The following is a 20,498-nucleotide window of genomic DNA, read 5'->3' on the forward strand; positions in this document are numbered from 1 at the left end:
CTAAGGCTTTTCGCAACTTTCGATCAAAGTTTCCAGAGAACAGAATTCTATTCGCTCGAGAGCGCTGCGGCCCTATAAAGATAATTGATCATAGTCAGTGCGAAGCCTTACAATAAGTTTGATTATTGACTTTTTCGGTAAGCTGGGGGAGCGATCAAGATGCGGTTTTCAGGTGAAGATCGATCAAAAACAATCCTGCTAATTTTTGCCTTGTGCGGACTTGTGATGGGGCTCGGCTTGCACTTTTCCGGCTACTCCTCGGGAGCAAGGATTATCTGGGCGATTGCCACTTTGCCCGTGCTGGCATCTTTGCTCGTCGATATCCTCCGGAGTTTATGCCGGAAGGAGTTTGGGTTGGATATCGTCGCGGCCATGTCAATGTCGGCCGCACTAGCGTTTGGAGAAATGCTGGCGGCTTCGATTGTCGCTGTCATGTATACCGGCGGAGCCTTTCTAGAGAGCTTTGCCGAGGGGCGAGCACGACGTGAGATGCATGCCTTGTTGTCCCGCGCACCGCGAACGACAATGCGATATGTCGATGACCATCTCGAAGAGATTGCCGTTGAAAATGTTCGTCAAGGTGACCGCCTTCTGATCCGTCAAGGAGATATCATCCCCGTCGACGGAAGTATCGCTTCCGAAAAAGCTTTCGTAAACACGTCTGCTTTGACGGGAGAGTCACTTCCGATTTCGCTTACATCGGGAACCGATGTGCTGAGCGGTTCGATGAATGCCGGCGATGCTTTCGATCTCGTTGCCAAGCACGAGGCGAAGGATAGCACCTACGCTGGCATCGTTCGCCTCGTGGAAGAGGCACAGCATTCCAAGGCTCCAATGTCCAGACTGGCAGACCAGTGGTCCGTCGGCTTTCTGATCGTGACCGTCATAATCGCCTTCGGAGCATGGTGGTTCACGGGAGACCCGATAAGGTCGGTCGCCGTTCTCGTCGTGGCGACACCATGTCCTCTCATCCTGGCGGTGCCCGTCGCTCTTGTTGCGGGACTGTCGCGCTCCGCTCACTTCGGCGTGCTGGTGAAAGGCGCTCGTCCATTGGAGAACATGGCTCGTATCAACACGTTGGTTCTGGACAAGACCGGAACACTGACAGATGGCCGCCCACAAATTACTTCGATCCACGCGAAGCCAGGATTGAGCGAAAATGAACTCCTGCGTTTAGCCGCATCCCTTGACCAAATATCCAAACATCCAATGGCACAGGCTCTGGTACAGGCCGCTCAGCAGCGCCGTATAGATCTTGTATTACCAACCGATGTTAGCGAGCTGGCAGGAGATGGCGTGGCGGGCTGGGTCGATGGTAAAAGCGTCGTTGTCGGCGGGCACGGATTCGTTGAGAGACGGATCAATGCAAAACAGAGTGAATTCCCCGCTACAGAAGCCGGAGCGGCACTGGTTGCAGTCGCGATAGACGGCAGCATCGCGGGTTATATCATTATGGCCGATCCATTGCGCGGCGAAGTGGTCGATACCTTACGAGGTTTACGCAAAGACGGCGTAAAACGAATAGTGTTGGCGACTGGCGATCGCACTGCAGTGGCCAAACACATCACTAAGGGTTTGGGGCTTGATGCCGTCTACTCCCAGCTATCGCCCGATCAAAAGGTGCTGACCATTCTCAGTGAACGTAAGAATGGCCCTGTCATGATGGTCGGAGACGGCGTCAACGATGCGCCTGCGCTCGCAGCGGCGGATGTCGGCGTGGCTATGGGTGCACGGGGTGCGGCAGCTTCCGCTGAGGCGGCCGAGGTCGTTCTTCTCGTTGACAGGATAGACAGGCTTCGCACCGGGATAGAAATTGCGAAGGGTTCTAGGCGCATTGCTGTCGAAAGTGTTGTGGTGGGGATAGGTCTTTCTGTAATCGCCATGATCGCAGCAGCGTTCGGTTATCTAAAACCTGTTCACGGTGCGCTGCTCCAAGAATTGATAGACGTTGCTGTTATTCTGAATGCGCTTCGGGCGTTGAAAATCTCACCTACCATAAGTTGAAGGAGCCATGGCGGCGCGCCCTCCGGGTGGAACACGGTCAGCTTTCCACTCTCGGATGTCGGCTTGAAATTGGGCGCCGCAGAATCGTCCACACTCAGGGCCTCACGTGTTGTGCCCAAAAAAACAACCAGTTGAAAACTCCCCATGCTCATTACCTGATTGCCACTTTCGGTAAACGCCTATGTGTTGCCGCACTCAATGCTGCATGCTCATAAATCCCAGTCATTAGATCGAGCGTTCTGGTCGTTTCCTCGAGCCGATGGTGTAGATTGGGAATCGAGCTGATGGCGTTCGAAAGAAGTGACCTACGCACTTCCGCATATCGGTCGGTCACCTCTATGCCCTTTTCCGTCATAGTATAATTGACACCGGAACGACCGCTTCCAGTTTTCTCTACATAAAACTCGCGATGTTCTTTTGGCTCCTCCGAAGGCTTGAAGGTTCCAATCGCGGCATGATAGGCGAGCGCAGCGCTGATGCCGCCGCCCCAATGGGGGTTGGTAAATACCGTAGCGAGAAGCTGGCCTTCCATCACCATTTGCACTGCTTCCGGATTGCCGTCATAGGCCACGATCGGCATATTTTCGATGCCTTCGGCGCGCAGGGCTTCAATAACGCCGTAAGCGATATTGTCAGCTGCGCAGTGCACACCCTTGATCTTGTCTCCGTATCGAGTCAGGAAGGAAGACATCAATGCTGCACCCTTCTGGGTATCCCAGTCAGCAGGCTGTGCATCGAGCAATTCGATGTTCGGGAAATCTTTCAGGGCATTTTTTAAGCCGTTAAGGCGTTCAACAGCCGGATTATTGGCAGCGATACCCCCAAGATGCACCACCCCGCCCTCGCCGCCCATGGCTTCGAAAAGGATGCGCGCGGTCTCCTCGGCCGGCTTCTCATCCGACCACGTCATATGGGAGACGTAGTTATCGCCGAAGTCCCAGGGATGCAGATCGTCGGTTTTGTTCCATATCGTGGAAATAAAACCGCCAGCGGCTTGGACTGCTTCAACCACGGGACGCGCATTGGGGCTATCGTTGGGATCGCAGGCTATCGCGCAATTGCCATTGCTCTTGGCGAGAAACGCCTTGATGTCTGCCAGCGACTTTTCAGTCGAGCCCTCGTTGATCAGACTGACTAGCGCCGTTTTTGGCCTTCCAAGCGATTCCACGAAGGCTTCGCCGCCCGAAACGACCGAATTCCAATATGCTGATGCGCGGTCGCGATAGCTCCACGCAATCGCGGGATCGCTCAATGCAGCCAGCGCCCCACCACGCCCGAAAACTCCTGGTATGGCAACAGTGCCCAATCCGGCTGCAGCGGCGAAAAGAAAATTCCGACGGTTAAGCGTCTCACGCTCAATAAAATCTTTTATGAAGCTTGACATATGTTCCTCCCGAATTCCGTCTGAAAACGTATCCCGGGCTGCGACTGGCTCGACATTGGCGAGTTCGTTCGTCCGCTATCCGTGATCGGCGCCACTCCTATAACGCACTAACTGGTTACTGCATTATTGCACTTCTCGTCAAGTGGCTTACAATGAACTTGCGCGTGTCGTGTTAACGGTTCGATTTTGACGACACGCGATTCGTACGTGTATGAGTAAATTGCACACACCAACCCCAGCGGAGGACAGGCCTTGAGCGTGACAAGCGAGCAGCAAGAAAAATCAGGCCAAAAACCACGTATCCGCGATGCCGAGGCTACAAAGCTGCGCATTCTGGAAGCTGCAAAAAAAGAATTTGCAAAGAACGGTTTGGGCGGCGCCCGCGTGGACGATATTGCTGAAAAGGCCAAATCCAACAAGCGGATGATTTATCACTACTACGGAAGCAAGGAAGATCTCTTCCGCATTGTGTTAGAGAACGTTTATCTTGAAATTCGCGCTGCGGAGCAAAAATTAAATCTCAAGGACCTTGATCCAAAAGCCGCGCTCGAAAGGCTCGTGCGCTTTACGTGGGAGTATTATCTCAAGAATCCCGAATTCCTCACGCTCGTAAACAGCGAAAATCTGCATCGAGCCAAGCATCTCAAGAAATCCGAAATCGTTCGGGCTTCCAGTCGCAAGCTTGTCAGTATGGTCGCGGAACTATTGGAGCGAGGAGTAAGGGACGGTGTTTTTCGTGAAGGCATCGACCCTGTGCAACTGAATATTACGATTGCCGCGGTTAGCTATTACTATCTGACAAACCGGTTTACAGGTTCAATAATTTTTGAGCGCGATTTAATGGCAAAATCTGCTCTTGAGGATCGGATCCTATTCAACGTAGAAACAATTATGCTTCTTGTCTGCAAGAAATTTTAGCATATTTATTCTTAACAGTATATTCATTATATTTTTAAAATTTCATAATAGAATGAATATTAAATAGCGATTGTCCGATTATTTCAACGCATCAGAAGGATTACTCGAACCCGACCGATTTTTTGCCAGCCTTTAAGTCGAGAAATATTTACGTGTCGCTCGGTGCATTCTCTGGGTTAAATTTTTAGCCATTCGTCTACAACGAAGCGTTCTATGCTGACTCCGCCGTTAGCCGAGGTGCGGCTTGTCAGTCAAGAATCTGGGCCAAGCTTCTCAACCGCAACAATCGAGTTCCCTAAACGCCTTGAAGGGAAATGAACCCGCGACCTGAGCTTTAGGTCTTTCTAAGCTATTGTTAGCGCTAAGCAATGAGCGGAAGGTGCTAATCAGTCCGACGCAGCCCCCGAAAATTGCAGACATTGCAATAAAGTCTGAAGCAATAAATCACCACGTCATTCCGCAAAGTTGGCCAGTTGGTATCGCCCACTCCCTGTTCACAACATTATTGCGGACGATATTACCGGATGCCCATCCGGGAGAACTCTTGGGAGGAAAGACATGCAGCATTACGCACTGAAATCGCTTTCCCTTGCCGCTGTCATCGCCATTGCAAGTCATCTACCTCTGGCTCAAGCGGCATCGCCAGCCCCGGCGGAAGGCCAGAATGGCATGGTGGTTACGGCCCAGCATCTTGCCTCGCAAGTCGGTATCGATGTGCTGAAGAACGGCGGCAACGCCGTCGATGCGGCAGTCGCGGTCGGCTATGCGCTGGCGGTTGTCTATCCGACTGCCGGTAATCTCGGCGGGGGTGGATTCATGACGATCCGCTTCAAGGACGGCAAGAGCACCTTTCTGGATTTTCGCGAGCGCGCGCCGCTCGCCGCCACTGAGACCATGTATTTGGACAAGGATGGCAAGCCGGTCGAGAGCGCCAGTACTGAAACCTATCTCGCCATCGGCGTGCCAGGCACGGTGGCTGGCCTCGAGGAGGCACGCGTAAAATATGGCACCCGCAAGCGCGAGGAGCTGATTGATCCAGCACTAAAACTCGCCAAGGACGGCTTTACGCTGGAGCTGGGCGATATTCTCTCCTTTGCCGACGGCAATGAAAGACTGGCGAAAGACCCGGCAGCGGCGAGAATCTTCCTGAAAGACGGAAAACCGCTTTCCTTGGGTGAAAAGCTTGTCCAGCCAGATTTGGCAAAGTCGCTTTCGGCCATTTCGGAAAAAGGTCCGGCAGCCTTCTATCAGGGCGAAATCGCCGATCTGATCGTCAAGTCGAGCGAGGAAAAAGGCGGTATTCTCGCCAAGGCCGATTTCGAGCAATACAACGTCCGCGAGCTGGAACCGGTCAAGTGCAGCTATCGCGGCTATGACATCGTTTCATCGCCACCGCCGTCTTCGGGTGGGCTGATCATCTGCGAAATCCTCAACGTGCTGGAGGGTTATCCGATTTCCTATCTCGGCTATGGCTCGGCGGAAACCACGCGTTTGATGGTGGAAGCGAAGCGCCATGCCTATGTGGACCGCAACACGGCATTGGGCGACCCTGATTTCATCGATAATCCAATCGAGAAACTCACCAGCAAGGCCTATGCCGCAGAAATCCGCAGTCGTATCGACCCTTATCGCGCAGGTGTCAGCGAGTCGCTGAAACCGGCTGAATTCAAGGAGTCCAACGAGACCACGCATTATTCCATCGTGGACAAGGACGGCAATGCCGTCGCCGTGACCTACACGCTGAATGGATCGTTCGGCACGGCCAAGGTGGCCGAAGGCACCGGCATTCTTCTCAACAACGAGATGGACGACTTCACCATCAAACCGGGCGTGGCCAATCTCTATGGCCTCATACAAGGCGAAGCAAATGCCATTGAACCGCGCAAGTCACCGCTGTCCTCAATGAGCCCGACCATTGTATCGAAGGATGGCAAACCGTTCATGGTTATTGGCAGTCCCGGCGGTTCGCGCATTATCACGATCACGCTCGAGGCGATTATGAATGTCATCGATCACGGTATGGACATTCAGGAGGCTATCGATGCCCCGCGCATCCATCACCAGTGGCTGCCCGACCGGGTCTATATGGAAGCAAACGCGCTTTCGCCGGATACGATCAGGCTACTGACCGGCATGGGCTATACGGTCGGCGAGGACCATAACTGGCCGGTCTGGGGCGAGGCAGCCGGCATTCTTGTCGGTGGCAAGGATATGGCAGCCATCGAAAAAGGCGGCGATAATCGCTATTAGGGCGCAATCGATAGTCGAGCCGTCGCTGGTGCAGCAACGGGATATTAGATCCCAACCACTCGAAGATGATTGCAAGACCGGATTAGAGGAGACGTGACGATTTCACGTCACATCTATATGCAGCATTTTTTTCCCTATACAGCCAACATTATATTCCGTTTCCCACGTCCCGGTTTCAGACCACCTAACCTTTTATCGCTCCGGCGGTCGCCCGCTGACAAACCGGTGCTGGAAGTGCCATCACCAACAAAAAAACAGGGACGGTGATAGGAAAGCTGTACAACTCCATCGTGATCACGCCGGGCCACATCACCGGCATAATCACTCTTCGTCTGATAATGCGTGCAACCATCGACACGCGCGGCTACTAGGAATTCGTCGCAATTTTAATACTCAAATCGTTAGATGACCTGAGCCGGAACCGCTGTTCCGCTGGCGGAGAAGATATGCATGTCCTTTGTCGAGGCCGTAAATGTTAATTTATTTGATAACCTCCCATTCGCTTCCTCAGGGGTCTTGATCAGATATTTGGTGTCGGAACCAGCCATGTCGATATAAAGGATTTGCGCCTCGCCCAGATGCTCTACAAGATCCACGACACCAGAAAAGACCGGGCCATCAGTTTTGTCGTGCGCAATCCTGGTATTCTCGGGTCGAATTCCAACGCTAACTCTATCATTGAGTGCGAAAGTTCCATCGCTGGCTTCAAGGCCAAGTTTCGTCCCACAATCAAGATGACAAGTATAACTGCGTCCCATGGCTTCCGATATGGTGCCCTCGAGTATGTTCATGGCTGGAGAACCGATGAACTGGGCCACGAAAAGGTTGGCGGGCTTTCTGTAGAGCTCGACGGGTGTGCCGATCTGCTCGATGTGTCCGTCTTTAAACACGACGATGCGATCAGCCAGTGTCATCGCTTCCACTTGATCATGCGTGACGTAAATCATTGTGACATCCGGCATGCTTTGTTTGAGCTTCGCCAATTCTATACGTGTTGCAACCCGCAAGGCTGCATCAAGATTCGACAAAGGTTCGTCGAACAGGAACACACGTGGATTTCTCACGATTGCGCGGCCGATCGCAACGCGTTGTCTCTGTCCGCCGGAAAGGGCTTTTGGCAAGCGCTGCAGATAATCGCTGAGCTGGAGAATCTCGCCTGCTTTTTTAACGCGTTTGTCGATCTCGGTCTTTGCCACGCCGGCAATACGGAGACCAAAAGCCATATTCTCATAGACGGTCATATGCGGATAAAGTGCGTAGGATTGGAAAACCATCGAAATACCGCGCTTCGATGGGGCCACGTTATTCATGCGCTCACCGGCAATGACGAGATCACCGGATGTGATTGTTTCCAGACCGGCAATCGACCGCAGCAAAGTTGACTTTCCGCAACCGGACGGTCCGACGAAAACGATGAATTCGCCCGATTTGATATCAAGATCGATGCCATGGAGTACTTCCAAGTTGGCATAGGATTTACGTATGTTCTTCAGCGACAGGTCGGCCATCGTTCCCGTTCCTTTTATTATTTTACGCGCGGCGGTTCCGTTCGCTCACGGAGCCAGACTTGCCAGAAACCTTGTTAAGGGACCCGGGGCACGATTGAGGATTTCGACATCGTTCTTTTTCCGAATAGCTCGGCGGACAATTCTAGCGCCTAGATAGCGCACAGGTTCGGGCGGAAGTTTGGTCCGCTTTTCGATCCCGACCAGTCCGCACCGGCTCCATTTATCCGTCCAGCCCAAGACGAGGCTTGCCATGATGCGGCCTGCAACCGGTGTTTGGGCTATGCCGGTGCCGTTAAAACCGAGAGCATAAAAAATATTGGAATGCTGCTTGAGATGATCGAACACCGGCAGATGTTGTGCAGTGCAATCGATCGGACCGCTCCAGTCATAAAGAATCGGCACATTTTTCAGCTGAGGATAAACCCGGTGAAGCTCCCGGATATTGTCAGCGCCGCCATCACCGCTGCGGTTGAAACGAGCGTCAATTCGATCCTTATAGGTGATGTCGCCTGTTCCCCGTCCGAAAACAACCTGACCGGATGGCGTGCGTTGATAGTAGAGCACGTGATGCTGCGCATCGCAGATTGAAGCGCCATCGATCCATCCGATGCGTTCGAGCACATTTTCCGCAGGTGCCGTCGCGATGAGCTGACTGCTCACGACATAAAGATATGGATGCAATTCGGGGATTGCGGAAGCCCACGCATTGATGGTCAAAACGACCTTCGCGGCGGAAAGCGTTCCATGTGCCGTTCGAAGTTTCGGTTGCTCGCCTGTGACGATCTCCAGGACGGGGCTTTGCTCATGAATGACAATTCCCCTCGCAAGAGCCAACTGGCGAAGGCCCAGAGCAAGCTTTGCCGGCTGGACAGTGCCTGCCCGGTCTTCCACGATACCGACATAAGAAGCCTTCGAACCGGTGCGGCGTTCGATGTCTTCTGCACTCAATGTCCGGAATGGATTAGATCCGGATTTCTGACAGAGATCGTAAGCCTTGGACCAGGCGCCTTCCTGGGCCGAAGAGCTGGCCGTCCAAAGCCAACCGTCAAGCCGCAGATCCATGTCGATGGTTCCGCGATCCTGCAAAGCTTTCAGTTCGTCGATCGCATCGCATGTCGCCTGGCACAGCATGCGCGCATCGTCATCGCCCACGAGGTCGCGCAACATGTCGATTTCGGCAAACCAGCTATGCACCTGCCCGCCATTGCGTCCCGATGCGCCGGAACCGCAAAAATCCGCTTCCAGGATCGTGATACGCGTCTGCGGCGCTTGTTCCTTGATCCGCAGCGCCGTCCACAGTCCGGCATATCCTCCGCCAACAATTGCAATATCGCATTGTTCGTCGCCGGTGAGAGGTGCGGCGATCCTGTCAGCGCTGATGCTTTGCAGCCAGAAAGAACGGTCCTGTTTCGCGGCGACAATGGGTGGTCGCATTTTAATAATGCTCATATTCAGACCTTTTGCGCTGTTGCGATGACGTCATCGTATTTGCTGAGCAGCCATTGCGGGATGGGCTGCACGCGCTGCGGAAAACCGCCAAGATGCGTGCAGGTTTCGGATGCGCGGATAGCTGCCTGACGAAGTGCCGCCTCTTCGGAATAACCTTCAAAGAAATGGGCCGTCAGAAAGGTCGCGATAAAGCTGTCGCCGGCACCGCAGGTATCCACCACGCTTACAGGCACCGAGCCTGCCGAAAACAATTGGCTTCCATTGTCGTAGAATGAACCGCGCTTTCCGCAGGTCACGACAATCTTCTGCGCGCCAGCCTGCTTGAATCGCGCGATCAACGGCTCCACCGGCTCTTTTGGATCGTCGGGACCCGACGCAAAAACAAGCGGAACACCTTCAAGCGACAGGTCGAAATGCCGTGTCGAGACGTCCACGCTGAACCCGATCCCGTCTTGCACCAGCTTGCGCACCAGTTTTTCACTGGAATGGGTCCCAAGATGGGTCCAGTCGGATAAGAGCAATTCCTGATATCGCTGTGTATCCGGAATGTAGTTCTCGCCGACGCCCAGAGATTCAAGCAGGAAATGTCTTTCGCCTGCATCATCGGTCAACAGCGTAACCGCTGATTTTCCTTGCAGAATTTCAACGTCATCACGCGCCAGTCCGGCATCATCGATAATGCCAAGCATGATATCGGCTTCTTGATCGGGAGCCAGGGCGCCAAAATAGCGGGCACCATATCCAAGCCGTTTCCATTGCACGGCGACATTGAGGGCGTTTCCGCCAACCGTGACAAAACCCTTGTTCAGATAAGCATCAAGACAATTGTCACCGACGGCAATAAGATTGGGATTTGCGTTCTTCATCATCATTCCGCAGTATCAAAATGAGGAGCGATTGCATCAAGGCAGCGCCGCCAGGCCGCAGCCGGGTCCAGCGCATACGAACCATTGCCAAAGGGCTCGAAGGTCAAAGTACCCTCGAAAGAATGGTCAGAGATTTCGGCAAGATAATCGTCCAGTGGAAGGTTTCCGTCGCCCCAGACAAGGTGCCCTGACGGAGTTCCGTCAACGATATGAATATGGGCAAGGCGCTTGCCAAATCGCTTCATATAGCCACCGACCTGATCTCCGGCAGCAGCCATCGCAACCAGATCGAGGACCAGATCGACATTATTGGCATTCAGGTCCCGCCAAAGCCGTTCGAGATCGGCGGCATTGTTGGCGATGTTGCTTTCAAGACGCTGCAAGGGTTCGAGCAGACATCTGATACCAAGGCCGGCTGCATGCGTAGCAATTTTGCTCAAGGATTCAACGGTGTGAGCCCAGGCGAGATGGCGGCTCTCGCTTTCAAAGCCACGACCGGGCGTCAAAAAGAGATAGCTCGCGCCCAGTTCGGCACTGATATCAGCTGCACGCAGGAAGCAATCCACACTCTTCTCGCGATAGATCCTGTCGCCCGAGGCTATATTGACCGGATACAGGACCTGCTCGGGTGTGAAGCAATGTACACTGATCCCGTTATCGCCGAGAATTGAGCGGAGTTCCGCCAGTCGCGCCGGGCTGCCATGAAACAGATCGAGATGGGGGGCTATCCCCCAAAGCTCCATGCGTTTGAAACCCATCTGGCGAAGTTGCCCGGCAACCCATTGGAAGGGATGGTGCTGAAAGGAGAAATTCGCACCGATCAACTGTTCACGTCTTAACATTTCTCGCTCCGTTATTTGCCGATGCCTTCAGCCAGACCGCGTATGAAGAAGCGCTGTGCGGCGAAGAAGACAATCAGGATTGGGAGTGCGGACAATGTCATTGCGGCAAAGACAACGGCATAGTTTGTTCCGTGTTTTGCCATGATGGACGTCAACCCCACTGGCAGGGTCTGGACATCGGCGCCACTGGTAAAGATCATGGCGAAGAGATATTCGTTCCAGGCAAAAAGAACGTGCAGGATCACGCAGGAAACGAGGATCGGTTTGCAAAGCGGCAAGGTCACCCGCCAGAAAATCTGGCCCTCGCTTGCGCCGTCCATCACCGCCGCTTCGTCGAGATCGCGCGGAAGCCCCAACATATAGGCGCGAATGAGGAAGGTGGTGAACGGGATACGGAATGCCGTGTAGAGTATGATAAGCGCCCAGTAGGTGTTATAGAGGCCGAGCTGTTGCATGATCCGCACCAGCGGAATAACCGCGACCGTGGGGCTCAACATCAGGCCGCCAAGCACTAGGCCGACAAAGAAAGGCTTGCCCGGCAGTTTCGACCGTGTCAGGCCATAGGCGGTCCAGGCGCTTATCAACACCGTACAGACAGCCGAAACCAGCGTGACGATGATGCTCGTTGCAATATAGTTCCTGATGCCCTGGTTCCAGGCAGCGATGTAGTTATCGAGCGTAAAGCCCGTCGGCAACGCAAACGGTTCGCCGAATATCTCGGAATTGGTTTTGAAGCCGTTCAAAGCCATCCACAGAAGCGGATAGATAACCACAATACCGAGGCAGATCAGAAAGGTCACGAGACAGACCTTGGCCAGTATCTGCACGAAATCGGTGGGTTCCGTTTCGCGTGTCTGATAGGAGGCGTTCATAGATACACCCTCCGTCTCTTTGTGTACCAAAGCTGTCCGAAGCCCGCCAGCAGCGTAATGATAAAGATTACCGATGCGATGGCTGCGCCATAACCGAAATCGTTTTCAATGAAGCCCTGCTGGTAGAGCCATGTTCCAAGCACCTGACTGGAGTTGTTGGGACCGCCGCCCGTCATCACCATGACTTCGTTGAAGACCTGAAAAGCACCGGTGATGGTAACGATCACCATGAGGCCGGTCATTTCACGCGTCAGCGGAAAGGTGATGTTCCACGAGCGGCGCCACATACCGGCGCCATCCATGATCGCCGCATCGTAGAGTTCGCGCGGGATCTTCTGGATTGCAATGGCAAACAACAAGGTCGAGTATCCGAAGCCCTGCCACTGGCTCATTGCGATGATTGCATAGGTCGCGGTCTGTTCTTCTCCCAACCATGCGCGAGACCAGGCGCCCAGCCCCAGATGGGTCAAGGCGGAGTCCAGCAGCCCGATATCGGGCTGATAAATGAAGTAGAACAACAGCCCCGTCACGGTGATCGAAATCGCCGACGGTACGAAATAGACGGCGCGCCAGAACCTGCGCCAGGTTTCCTGTTGCAAACCTTCAATGATCGCAGCAAGCACGAATGCGCCAAAAACCTGGAAAACAACTGAAATGACTGCATAAAGCGTGTTGTTGAGAATTGCCGTCCATATTACCGGATCGTCTTGCAGACGCCGATAATTATCCAGACCGACAAAGGCTGTTTCACCCGTAAAAATATCCTGATTTGTCGTACTGACGATGAAATTGTCTATGATTGGATAATAAACAAACCACAAGATCAGAACGAACGCGATCAGAACCCAACGGAACGACAGCAGCTTCGCCAGCAAACCGGACTTGTCCAATTCGGACCCGTCCGGTCGGGAGACGCCGTTTTTGACGGCCTCCCCCTTATATTCACGCTTCATGACAGTCATCGGCCGACAACATCCTTATTTGGAAGAGGCTGCTGCTTGTTTCACCTTTTCCATAACCTGCTCCGGTGTCATGGAACCACCAATCAGGGCTTGCAGACTTGAAAGCCAGGCAGCGGCGACGCGCGGTGGGTTTGCAGTATCGAGCCACGGCACCAGATAGGACGAATCCGCGATAACCTTGAGCCCTTCAACGACAGATGGGTTCATGCTCTCGGACGAATAGCCGCCGACAGTGGCGCTGGGCTGCCCATAAGGCGGCGCCGACAGAACCTTGCCGTTTTCCGGAGAAGTGATGAACTTCATGAAGTCGATGGCTAGCGGAACATTCTTCGATGCCGCATTGATCATGTAGCCCTCGGGCGCGCCTTCGATCGATTTGACGTCGCCCTTTGCATCCTTGGGTGCGGGTAGCTTAAAGAAGCCGAAGTCTTCCTTCTTCAATGCGCCATCGGCTGTGCTCTGGTCGAATTCGATGATTTCCTGATAGTACATTGCGGACTTGGCGTTGCTGAACTGTTGCAGTGCCGAGGCATAGGACGAGCCGTTGGTACCTGCACCGTCCGAACATTCGTCGGTGAGCTGCTTCAATTGCTTCAGGCTCTCGACATAACCTGCATCCGAATATTCGGCGGTTTTCGGGTTGAAGTCCTTTTCAAGTGTCGCTTGCGGTACGTTATAGGCGAGAAGCTGTCCAGCGAAATGCACCGCCGGCCATCCCTCTTTGTTTCCAAACGAAATCGGCACCACATTGGACTTGCGCAAGGCGGCACACGCGCCGATCAACTCATCGAAACTCTTCGGTTCGGCCACTCCAGCCTTGGCAAAAAGCGCCTTGTTGTAGCCCATGAACTTGGCGTCCAGATAAAGCGGAATTCCGTATAACTTGCCATTATACTGGAAGGCGCTCACAGCGGCATGGGCAAGCTGTTGTCCCCATGGCGTATCCGGACCGATGACCTTGGTCAGATCTACTGCACGATTGCCCCGCACGAAGTTCTCACCCCAGCTACCGGTCCAGGTGAAATAGATATCCGGCAAGGAATTCGATGCGACCAGAGCCTTGGTCTTTCCCTTTACGCTATCGTCACTTTCCTGGATAAGCTCAACCTTTACATCAGGATGCAGCTTCTCGTATTCCTTGGCGGCATTAACGAAATAAGGTGAAAGCTGCTGGAGGCCGAACTTCGTCAGAATGCTCAACGTGCCGGAATATTCGACCGGAGCATCGGGTTCGGCAACAACGGCGTCCTTTGCAAGGGCTACATCGATATTGCTTGCGGCCAATCCAAGCACCATGAGCGATGCGAGGCTTGTGGTGCTCAAAAACGTCTTGCGTTTCATTTCAAAGTTCCTCTCTTTTGGCTATTGTTTCTTGATATTCGTCTGAATACGGAAACCCGATCCGGCGGAGCCGGACCGGGAACTGTTTTAGTACTCGACGCGCTTATAATAACGCCGTGTGGTCAGCGGATGGTCGCGCAGCACTTCCAGATGAGCACTCAGGCGCTCCAGCATGGTTGCGAGGATGATCGGAGAAATCAAGCTCCGCGTCTTCTCGGAAACACCCGGCAGCTTGGCTGTGGCTGCGTCGAGAATACGAACTTTATCCGTGTAGCGCTTGGCGAAATTCTCAACCCGGTCCGTCAGCGGACGGCAGGCATCCTCACCCTTGAAAATGAACAGGCTGACACCCGGTTCTACCAGCTCCAGCGTGCCATGAAAGAAATCCGAAGCATGAACAGGACGCGTCCTAATCCATTGCATTTCTTCAAGAATGCACATGCCGTAATAATGAGCCTCTGGCCACGCAGATCCCGCCCCTGTGAAGATATGGTAGTTCTCGTCTTTGATTTCCTGCGCAAGCGCGGCTGCGCTTGCTTCAAAATCTTCCTTCACGGAGACCAGCAGTTCGGGAAGCAGCTTCAGTTCGGAAACCGTTGCATCGAAATCGGCATATTCATCGCGTTCGGCCAGCAGCGCCAGCACGATGAGCAAGGTCTGCAGGTAGAACGATTCCGACGACGTGTCGTCCTCCGCAAAATTCGTGAAGTTGTAATCGGCATCGAGCCCGAGAGGCGTATCCTTGTGTCCGGTCAGCGAAAGGGTTTTCACACCCTTCTTTTTCAAGAACGCGAGAAGCTGCACGCTTTCCTTGGTCGTCCCCGACAGGGACGGAAGGATAACCAGCGCCTTTTCGTCCAGTCCGGCGGGCGCTTCGAGGACAACCTGGGCAGAAAATGCCGCTGAAACCGGAAACACCGTCGAGTTGCGCGCAAGCTCGATCGCGGGCTGGGTCAGAAACTGCACACCGCCCGTCCCCATGAAGAAAATGCGTTCCAGGCCGTCGTCGAGCAACTTACGCACCAAAGCGCGTACATCGTCGGCGATTGCGACCGAGCCGCCCTGTATTTTCACAAAGCGATCTTTATCGAAGTTGAGCATTACTACCTTCCCGTTTGCGCAGTTGAAACCTCGAGAAAAGCCCGAACCGGTTTTGCGCCTGTAACTCGTTGAGACAATGTGAGATCGATCTCACATATATCTAGCGCACAAGAATTTTCTTCTGGCAAGTGGGTTTTTGAAATTTTTTAAAGGGCCAGGTTTTGTTCGTCGTCAGCTTAACGACGGCTTACCGAACCTCTGACTATCAGCTTGGTTTCAAAGCTTATTTTCTGCGGAGGTCCCTTTTTCCCCCCGATTTTCTCAAGCAGGAGCCGGCCCGCGGCCCGACCGATTTCCGACACCGGCTGAGCAACGACAGTGATCTGCGGATCGGTAAAAGTGGCCAGATTAAAATCGTCAAAGCCAATCAAAGACACATCGTGGGGAATCGATATACCCATCGAGCGGAACGCCAAAAGCGCGCCCTGCGTCATCAAACTGTCCACCGTGAACAGTGCTGTCGGAGGATTTCGGCGGCTGAACAGGCGTATGGTCGCATCGATGGCGTGTTCAACCGTCGATTGCGAGACCGATATCATTTTTTCATTCGGCTCTATACCATGCGCGAGCAACGCAGTCTTGTAACCGTTGAAACGCTCGCTTGACGTAAAGATGCGCGCATCGTCTTGCAAAAGCGCAATATTCTGGTGCCCCATTCCAATCAGATACTCAATGGCCTTTCGCGCGCCGCCTTCATTGTCAACAAGGACGCTGTCGCACTCAATGCCTGGCGCCGCACGATCGATCAGCACCACGGGCACATTCTCATCGATCAGACGTTGCAGATGCTGATTATCCTCGGCTGAGGTTGGCGCTACTATGAAACCTCGAATGCTGAGCGATTGCAAACTCGCCAGCAAGGATTTTTCCAGTTCCAATTGTTCTTCGCTGCTGGCGATGATGAGATTGTGCCCTTCTTCGCGCGCCAGCACTTCCAAATCATGGGCAATTTTTGCAAAGAACGGATTTTGTATATCGCCGAGAACACAACCGATAATCGGAAGTTGACCGCTGCGCAAAGCCTGGGCCAGTCGATTGCCTCTATATCCGAGCTTCTCGGCGGCGGCCTGAACTTTTAGCGCCGTTTCATCACCAACATAACCGTAGCTGTTGAGCGCACGAGCAGCAGTGGCGCGCGAGACTTTTGCTAATGCTGCTACATCCTTCAAGGTCGCCGTTTTTTGCGTCATGTCATTTTCACAACTGATGATCCTTGACAGTAGTTATCATCCGCAGAGGCGCAAGAGTAGTACCGTTTATCAAATGATTTGCAGGATGATCGATCGAAGATTATTTGGGCTCTGATCTATTGTGCGGTGAAAGGCCGGGCATATCAAAACAGCTTTCGTCGTATAGAACGGAATCGACCCGTCAACCATTCTGACACTCTCGTGATGCGCTGATTGCCAGTCAAGATCGACGAATTGCCCGCCGCTTAATCGTCGACGAAAAATCTGAAACGCCGCCAAGCATTGATAACAATTCGGCATTAGGTGACCGGAATATTTATATTGGAATTATATTAAAAGCTGCTGTTGACTGAGTTCTATAAGGTCACGGAGATGATCGCTCGGGGGGAGAGGAGAGTCGAACTGTTCTCCGTTCCTTCGGTTTCCGCCAACAAATAGTAGCAGCTTGCGTGTTGCTTTCCTCAAGTGAAAACCGAATTGATGACTAACGTAAATGAAACTCTCGAAACCGACATCGTTATCGTAGGTGCAGGTTCAGCGGGATGCACCCTGGCTGGCCGATTGACCGAGGATGGTCAAACTGCGGTTACTATCCTTGAAGCCGGTGGAAAGGACTGGAATCCTTGGATTCATATCCCCATCGGTTATGGCAAGACGATTGTCCATCCCCGCCTCAACTGGCGTTTTGAGACCGAAGCAAGCGCCGAAATCGGCAATCGGCGGATGTACTGGCCGCGTGGTAAGGTGCTAGGCGGCTCCTCATCGATCAATGGGCTTCTCTATATCCGAGGCCAAGCGCAGGATTATGACCACTGGCGACAGCTCGGCAATACTGGCTGGTCTTATGATGATGTCCTGCCCTATTTCCGAAAGGCGGAGAACCATGAAAATGGTGGCGACGCCTATCATGGTAGTGACGGCCCTTTGCGCGTTTCCAACCTCAAGGAGCGCAACCCTCTTTGCGATGCTTTCATCAAGAGTGCAGTTGAAGCTGGCATTCCGGCTAATGACGATTTTAATGGCGCCACTCAGGAAGGAGTGGGCTACTACCACACAACGACCCGCAATGCGCGTCGTTGTTCGGCATCTGTTGCCTATCTCAAGCCAGCGATGAAACGTCAAAATTTGCGCGTGATTACTAAGGCCGAAACCCAGAGGATCGTATTCGAGGGCAAACGAGCCGTCGGCGTTATCTTCGAGCGGGGCGGCAAGCAGGTGTTTGTTCGTGCCAGGCGCGAAGTCGTCATAAGCGCTGGATCGATCAATTCACCAAAATTACTTCTTCTTTCAGGGATAGGGCCTGCCGCGCAGCTGAGACAGCTCGGCATTGACGTTGTACATGATCTTCCGGGAGTGGGCGAAAACCTGCAGGATCATTACGGTGCACTCGTGACCTATAAGAGCCGCCTGCCGGTAACGGTCAACGATATCATGATGAGCCCGGCGAAACAGTTGCAGGTCGGCCTTCAATATCTACTCTTCCGCACCGGCCCATTAACGATTTCGGCCGCGCAGGTTGGCGCATTTGCGAAATCCGATCAGCGTCTGGAGACGCCCGACATTCAATTTCTGTTCCAGACCTTCAGCCACGATGAATATGATGACGGCCTGCACAAGTTCTCGGGCTTTGCCAATGCTGTCTGTCCGGTGCGCCCAGAAAGCCGAGGCACATTAAAGCTACGCTCGGCCAATCCCAAAGATACGCCGTTGATGCAGCCCAACTATCTTTCATCGGAAAACGACCGCAAGGTACTGGTCGAAGCCATCAAGCTGTCGCGCAAAGTGGCTGAGAAAGCTGCAATTGCCGCCGTTATTGAAGTCGAATATGCACCCGGCAAGGCGGTTCAGTCGGATGACGAAATACTGGCTTATGCGCGCCAGACCGGCCTTTCGATCGCACATCAGGTTGGAACATGCAAGATGGGGCAGGATTCAATGGCTGTCGTGGACACCTCACTGAAAGTGCATGGTATCGAAGGTTTGCGGGTAGTCGATGCTTCCATCATGCCGACGCTGATTTCAGGCAACACCAACGCGCCAACTATCATGATTGCGGAAAAGGCCGCCGACATGATCCGCATGTCTGGAACCTGACCTGATCACATATCTTATATTCATCCGGTTCCGAGCGCGAAAATAAAATTCGGATAAGCGGGAACACGCTCGGGCCGGACTAGTGGGAGAGTATCCGTGCTCAACGGACAAATCTTTGATTACATCATCGTCGGCGCTGGCTCTGCAGGGTGCGTTCTGGCTGCACGACTAAGCGAAGATCCCAAATCAAGTGTGCTTCTGCTGGAAGCTGGCGGAAAGGATTCAAGCTTCTGGATTCACATTCCAGTAGGCTACGGCAAGACCATTGTCGATCCCAAGGTTAACTGGAAGTTCGAGACAGAACCAAATCCTGCGCTCGGCGGTCGAAAAGTATACTGGCCGCGCGGTCGTGTACTCGGTGGCTCATCCTCCATCAACGGTCTGATCTATATTCGTGGGCAGGCAGAGGATTATGATCACTGGCGGCAACTCGGGAACCCTGGATGGTCCTATGAGGACGTGCTGCCCTATTTTCGCAAGGCAGAAGACCAGGAGAATGGTTCCGACCATTATCATGGCACGAGCGGCCCCTTTGCCGTCACCAATCTAACAGAGCGCAATCCCCTTTGCGACGCGTTCATCGGATCGGCCGGCGCACAAGGCATACCGCGGAACGACGATTTTAACGGCGCGCGACAAGAAGGCGCCGGCTATTTTCAGGCAACCGTAAAGAACGGTCGCCGCGCCTCTGCCGCAACCGCCTATCTCAAACCCGCAATGGGTCGCGCCAATCTTCATGTCGCAACCGAAGCGGAAGCCGAACATATCCTGTTTGACGACCGCCGGGCATGTGGTGTCCGCTTGCGTCATCGCGGCACGTCTGTTGAAGTCAAGGCAGCCCGCGAGGTCATCCTCGCTGCAGGCTCGATCAAGTCGCCTCAAATTTTGATGGTTTCGGGCGTCGGCGATGCCGAAGCGCTCGCGCGGCACGGCATTCAGTCGGTTCACCACCTCCCCGGCGTCGGTAAGAACCTTCAGGATCACTATGGCGGTCAAATCACGTGGAAGTGCAATCGTCCGATCACCATGAACGACGTCATGATGAGCCGATTCAAGCAGGCGCAGGTCGGACTAAAATGGCTTTTGACACGCAAGGGACCGCTTTCGGTTCCCGCCGGGCAAGCAGGATTGTTTACGAAAGTGCTGCCGGAATCAGCATCGCCTGACCTGCAGTTTCTGTTTCAGACGTTCTCCGGTGGATATTATGAAGATGGTCTGTTCAAGTTCTCTGGCTTCGCAAATTTCCTTTGTCCGGTACGACCGGCCAGCCGTGGCGAGATCACGCTCCGTTCCGCTGACGCCTTTGACCAGCCAAAGCTCGCACCCAACTATTTTTCCGACGAACGGGATCGGCGCATTGCGATCGAAGGTTTGAAGCTCGCGCGACGCATGGCCGCCAGCAAACCGCTTGCTGATTTTGTCATTGAAGAACATTTACCGGGATCGGCGACGGCAACCGACAACGAGATTGAGGATTATCTCGTTAAAAACGGCGGCTGCGTCTCACATCAGGTTGGCACCTGCAAAATGGGCACGGATGCGATGGCTGTCGTGGACCCCGAACTGAAAGTCCGCGGTATCGAGCGTCTTCGCGTGGTCGACGCCTCGATCATGCCAACTCTGATATCGGGCAACACAAACGCTCCCACGATCATGATCGGCGAAAAGGCAGCAGATCTCATTAGAGGGCAATCGGCATGAGGGATTTAACTGCACC

15 protein-coding genes are annotated in these 20,498 nt (G+C 53.6%); 5 read left to right on the forward strand and 10 right to left on the reverse strand.

The genetic code is table 11. The features are described 5' to 3' along the window. Positions 1 to 159: 159 nt before the first annotated feature. The gene (locus WIX40_RS20025; RefSeq protein ID WP_339441679.1) at positions 160 to 2,004 is read left to right on the forward strand and encodes a heavy metal translocating P-type ATPase; all 1,845 of its coding nucleotides are present in this window, start codon (positions 160 to 162) and stop codon (positions 2,002 to 2,004) included. Positions 2,005 to 2,155: 151 nt separating this feature from the next. Here WIX40_RS20025 and WIX40_RS20030 read toward each other — a convergent pair whose 3' ends face one another. Next, a complete protein-coding gene (locus WIX40_RS20030) occupies positions 2,156 to 3,388 on the reverse strand; it encodes a sugar ABC transporter substrate-binding protein (protein ID WP_339441681.1) in 1,233 nt (410 codons plus the stop codon). A gap of 252 nt (positions 3,389 to 3,640) precedes the next feature. On the opposite strand from WIX40_RS20030, the gene WIX40_RS20035 reads away from it, so the two are divergent. Both WIX40_RS20035 and ggt read left to right on the forward strand, forming a co-directional pair. After that, positions 3,641 to 4,306 carry a TetR/AcrR family transcriptional regulator gene (locus WIX40_RS20035; RefSeq protein WP_109366364.1) on the forward strand — a complete coding sequence of 222 codons (666 nt, stop codon included), beginning with the start codon at positions 3,641 to 3,643 and terminating at the stop codon, positions 4,304 to 4,306. 558 nt (positions 4,307 to 4,864) lie between these two features. Next, positions 4,865 to 6,556, forward strand: a complete 1,692-nt coding sequence (ggt, locus tag WIX40_RS20040; protein WP_339441683.1) for a gamma-glutamyltransferase — start codon at positions 4,865 to 4,867, stop codon at positions 6,554 to 6,556. A gap of 401 nt (positions 6,557 to 6,957) precedes the next feature. On the opposite strand, the gene WIX40_RS20045 is transcribed toward ggt, so the two are convergent. The 9 genes from WIX40_RS20045 to WIX40_RS20085 all read right to left on the reverse strand — a co-directional run bounded on the left by WIX40_RS20045 (position 6,958) and on the right by WIX40_RS20085 (position 16,687). Beyond that, positions 6,958 to 8,064 (reverse strand): ABC transporter ATP-binding protein, encoded by a 1,107-nt coding sequence (locus tag WIX40_RS20045; protein WP_078340975.1) that lies wholly within the window; start codon positions 8,062 to 8,064, stop codon positions 6,958 to 6,960. A 45-nt stretch (positions 8,065 to 8,109) separates the two neighbouring features. Continuing rightward, complete coding sequence (locus WIX40_RS20050; RefSeq protein ID WP_339441684.1) at positions 8,110 to 9,513, reverse strand: NAD(P)/FAD-dependent oxidoreductase; 1,404 nt, start codon at positions 9,511 to 9,513, stop codon at positions 8,110 to 8,112. A 2-nt stretch (positions 9,514 to 9,515) separates the two neighbouring features. Then, positions 9,516 to 10,385 (reverse strand): PfkB family carbohydrate kinase, encoded by an 870-nt coding sequence (locus WIX40_RS20055; protein ID WP_235943013.1) that lies wholly within the window; start codon positions 10,383 to 10,385, stop codon positions 9,516 to 9,518. Next, positions 10,382 to 11,203, reverse strand: a complete 822-nt coding sequence (locus WIX40_RS20060) for a sugar phosphate isomerase/epimerase family protein (RefSeq protein WP_339441687.1) — start codon at positions 11,201 to 11,203, stop codon at positions 10,382 to 10,384. The genes WIX40_RS20055 and WIX40_RS20060 overlap by 4 nt, the downstream gene beginning before the upstream one ends. 29 nt (positions 11,204 to 11,232) lie before the next feature. Beyond that, positions 11,233 to 12,093 (reverse strand): carbohydrate ABC transporter permease, encoded by an 861-nt coding sequence (locus WIX40_RS20065; protein WP_078340979.1) that lies wholly within the window; start codon positions 12,091 to 12,093, stop codon positions 11,233 to 11,235. Next, the gene (locus WIX40_RS20070; RefSeq protein WP_339441688.1) at positions 12,090 to 13,055 is read right to left on the reverse strand and encodes a carbohydrate ABC transporter permease; all 966 of its coding nucleotides are present in this window, start codon (positions 13,053 to 13,055) and stop codon (positions 12,090 to 12,092) included. The genes WIX40_RS20065 and WIX40_RS20070 overlap by 4 nt, the downstream gene beginning before the upstream one ends. A gap of 15 nt (positions 13,056 to 13,070) precedes the next feature. Then, complete coding sequence (locus tag WIX40_RS20075; protein WP_151661612.1) at positions 13,071 to 14,396, reverse strand: ABC transporter substrate-binding protein; 1,326 nt, start codon at positions 14,394 to 14,396, stop codon at positions 13,071 to 13,073. 87 nt (positions 14,397 to 14,483) lie between these two features. After that, complete coding sequence (locus WIX40_RS20080) at positions 14,484 to 15,497, reverse strand: SIS domain-containing protein (RefSeq protein WP_078340982.1); 1,014 nt, start codon at positions 15,495 to 15,497, stop codon at positions 14,484 to 14,486. A 176-nt stretch (positions 15,498 to 15,673) separates the two neighbouring features. Then, positions 15,674 to 16,687: a LacI family DNA-binding transcriptional regulator gene (locus WIX40_RS20085; protein ID WP_339441691.1), complete on the reverse strand. Its 1,014-nt coding sequence runs from the start codon at positions 16,685 to 16,687 to the stop codon at positions 15,674 to 15,676. Positions 16,688 to 17,167: 480 nt separating this feature from the next. Between WIX40_RS20085 and WIX40_RS20090 the strand changes: the two genes are divergently transcribed. Then, a complete protein-coding gene (locus WIX40_RS20090; RefSeq protein ID WP_339441693.1) occupies positions 17,168 to 18,781 on the forward strand; it encodes a GMC family oxidoreductase in 1,614 nt (537 codons plus the stop codon). Between the two features lie 96 nt (positions 18,782 to 18,877). After that, entirely contained in the window at positions 18,878 to 20,482 is a 1,605-nt protein-coding gene (locus WIX40_RS20095; RefSeq protein ID WP_339441695.1) for a GMC family oxidoreductase, read from the forward strand. The last annotated feature ends 16 nt before the right edge of the window (positions 20,483 to 20,498 follow it).

The organism is Ochrobactrum teleogrylli (genome assembly GCF_037482325.1).
GTDB classification, from domain to species: Bacteria; Pseudomonadota; Alphaproteobacteria; order Rhizobiales; family Rhizobiaceae; genus Brucella; species Brucella teleogrylli.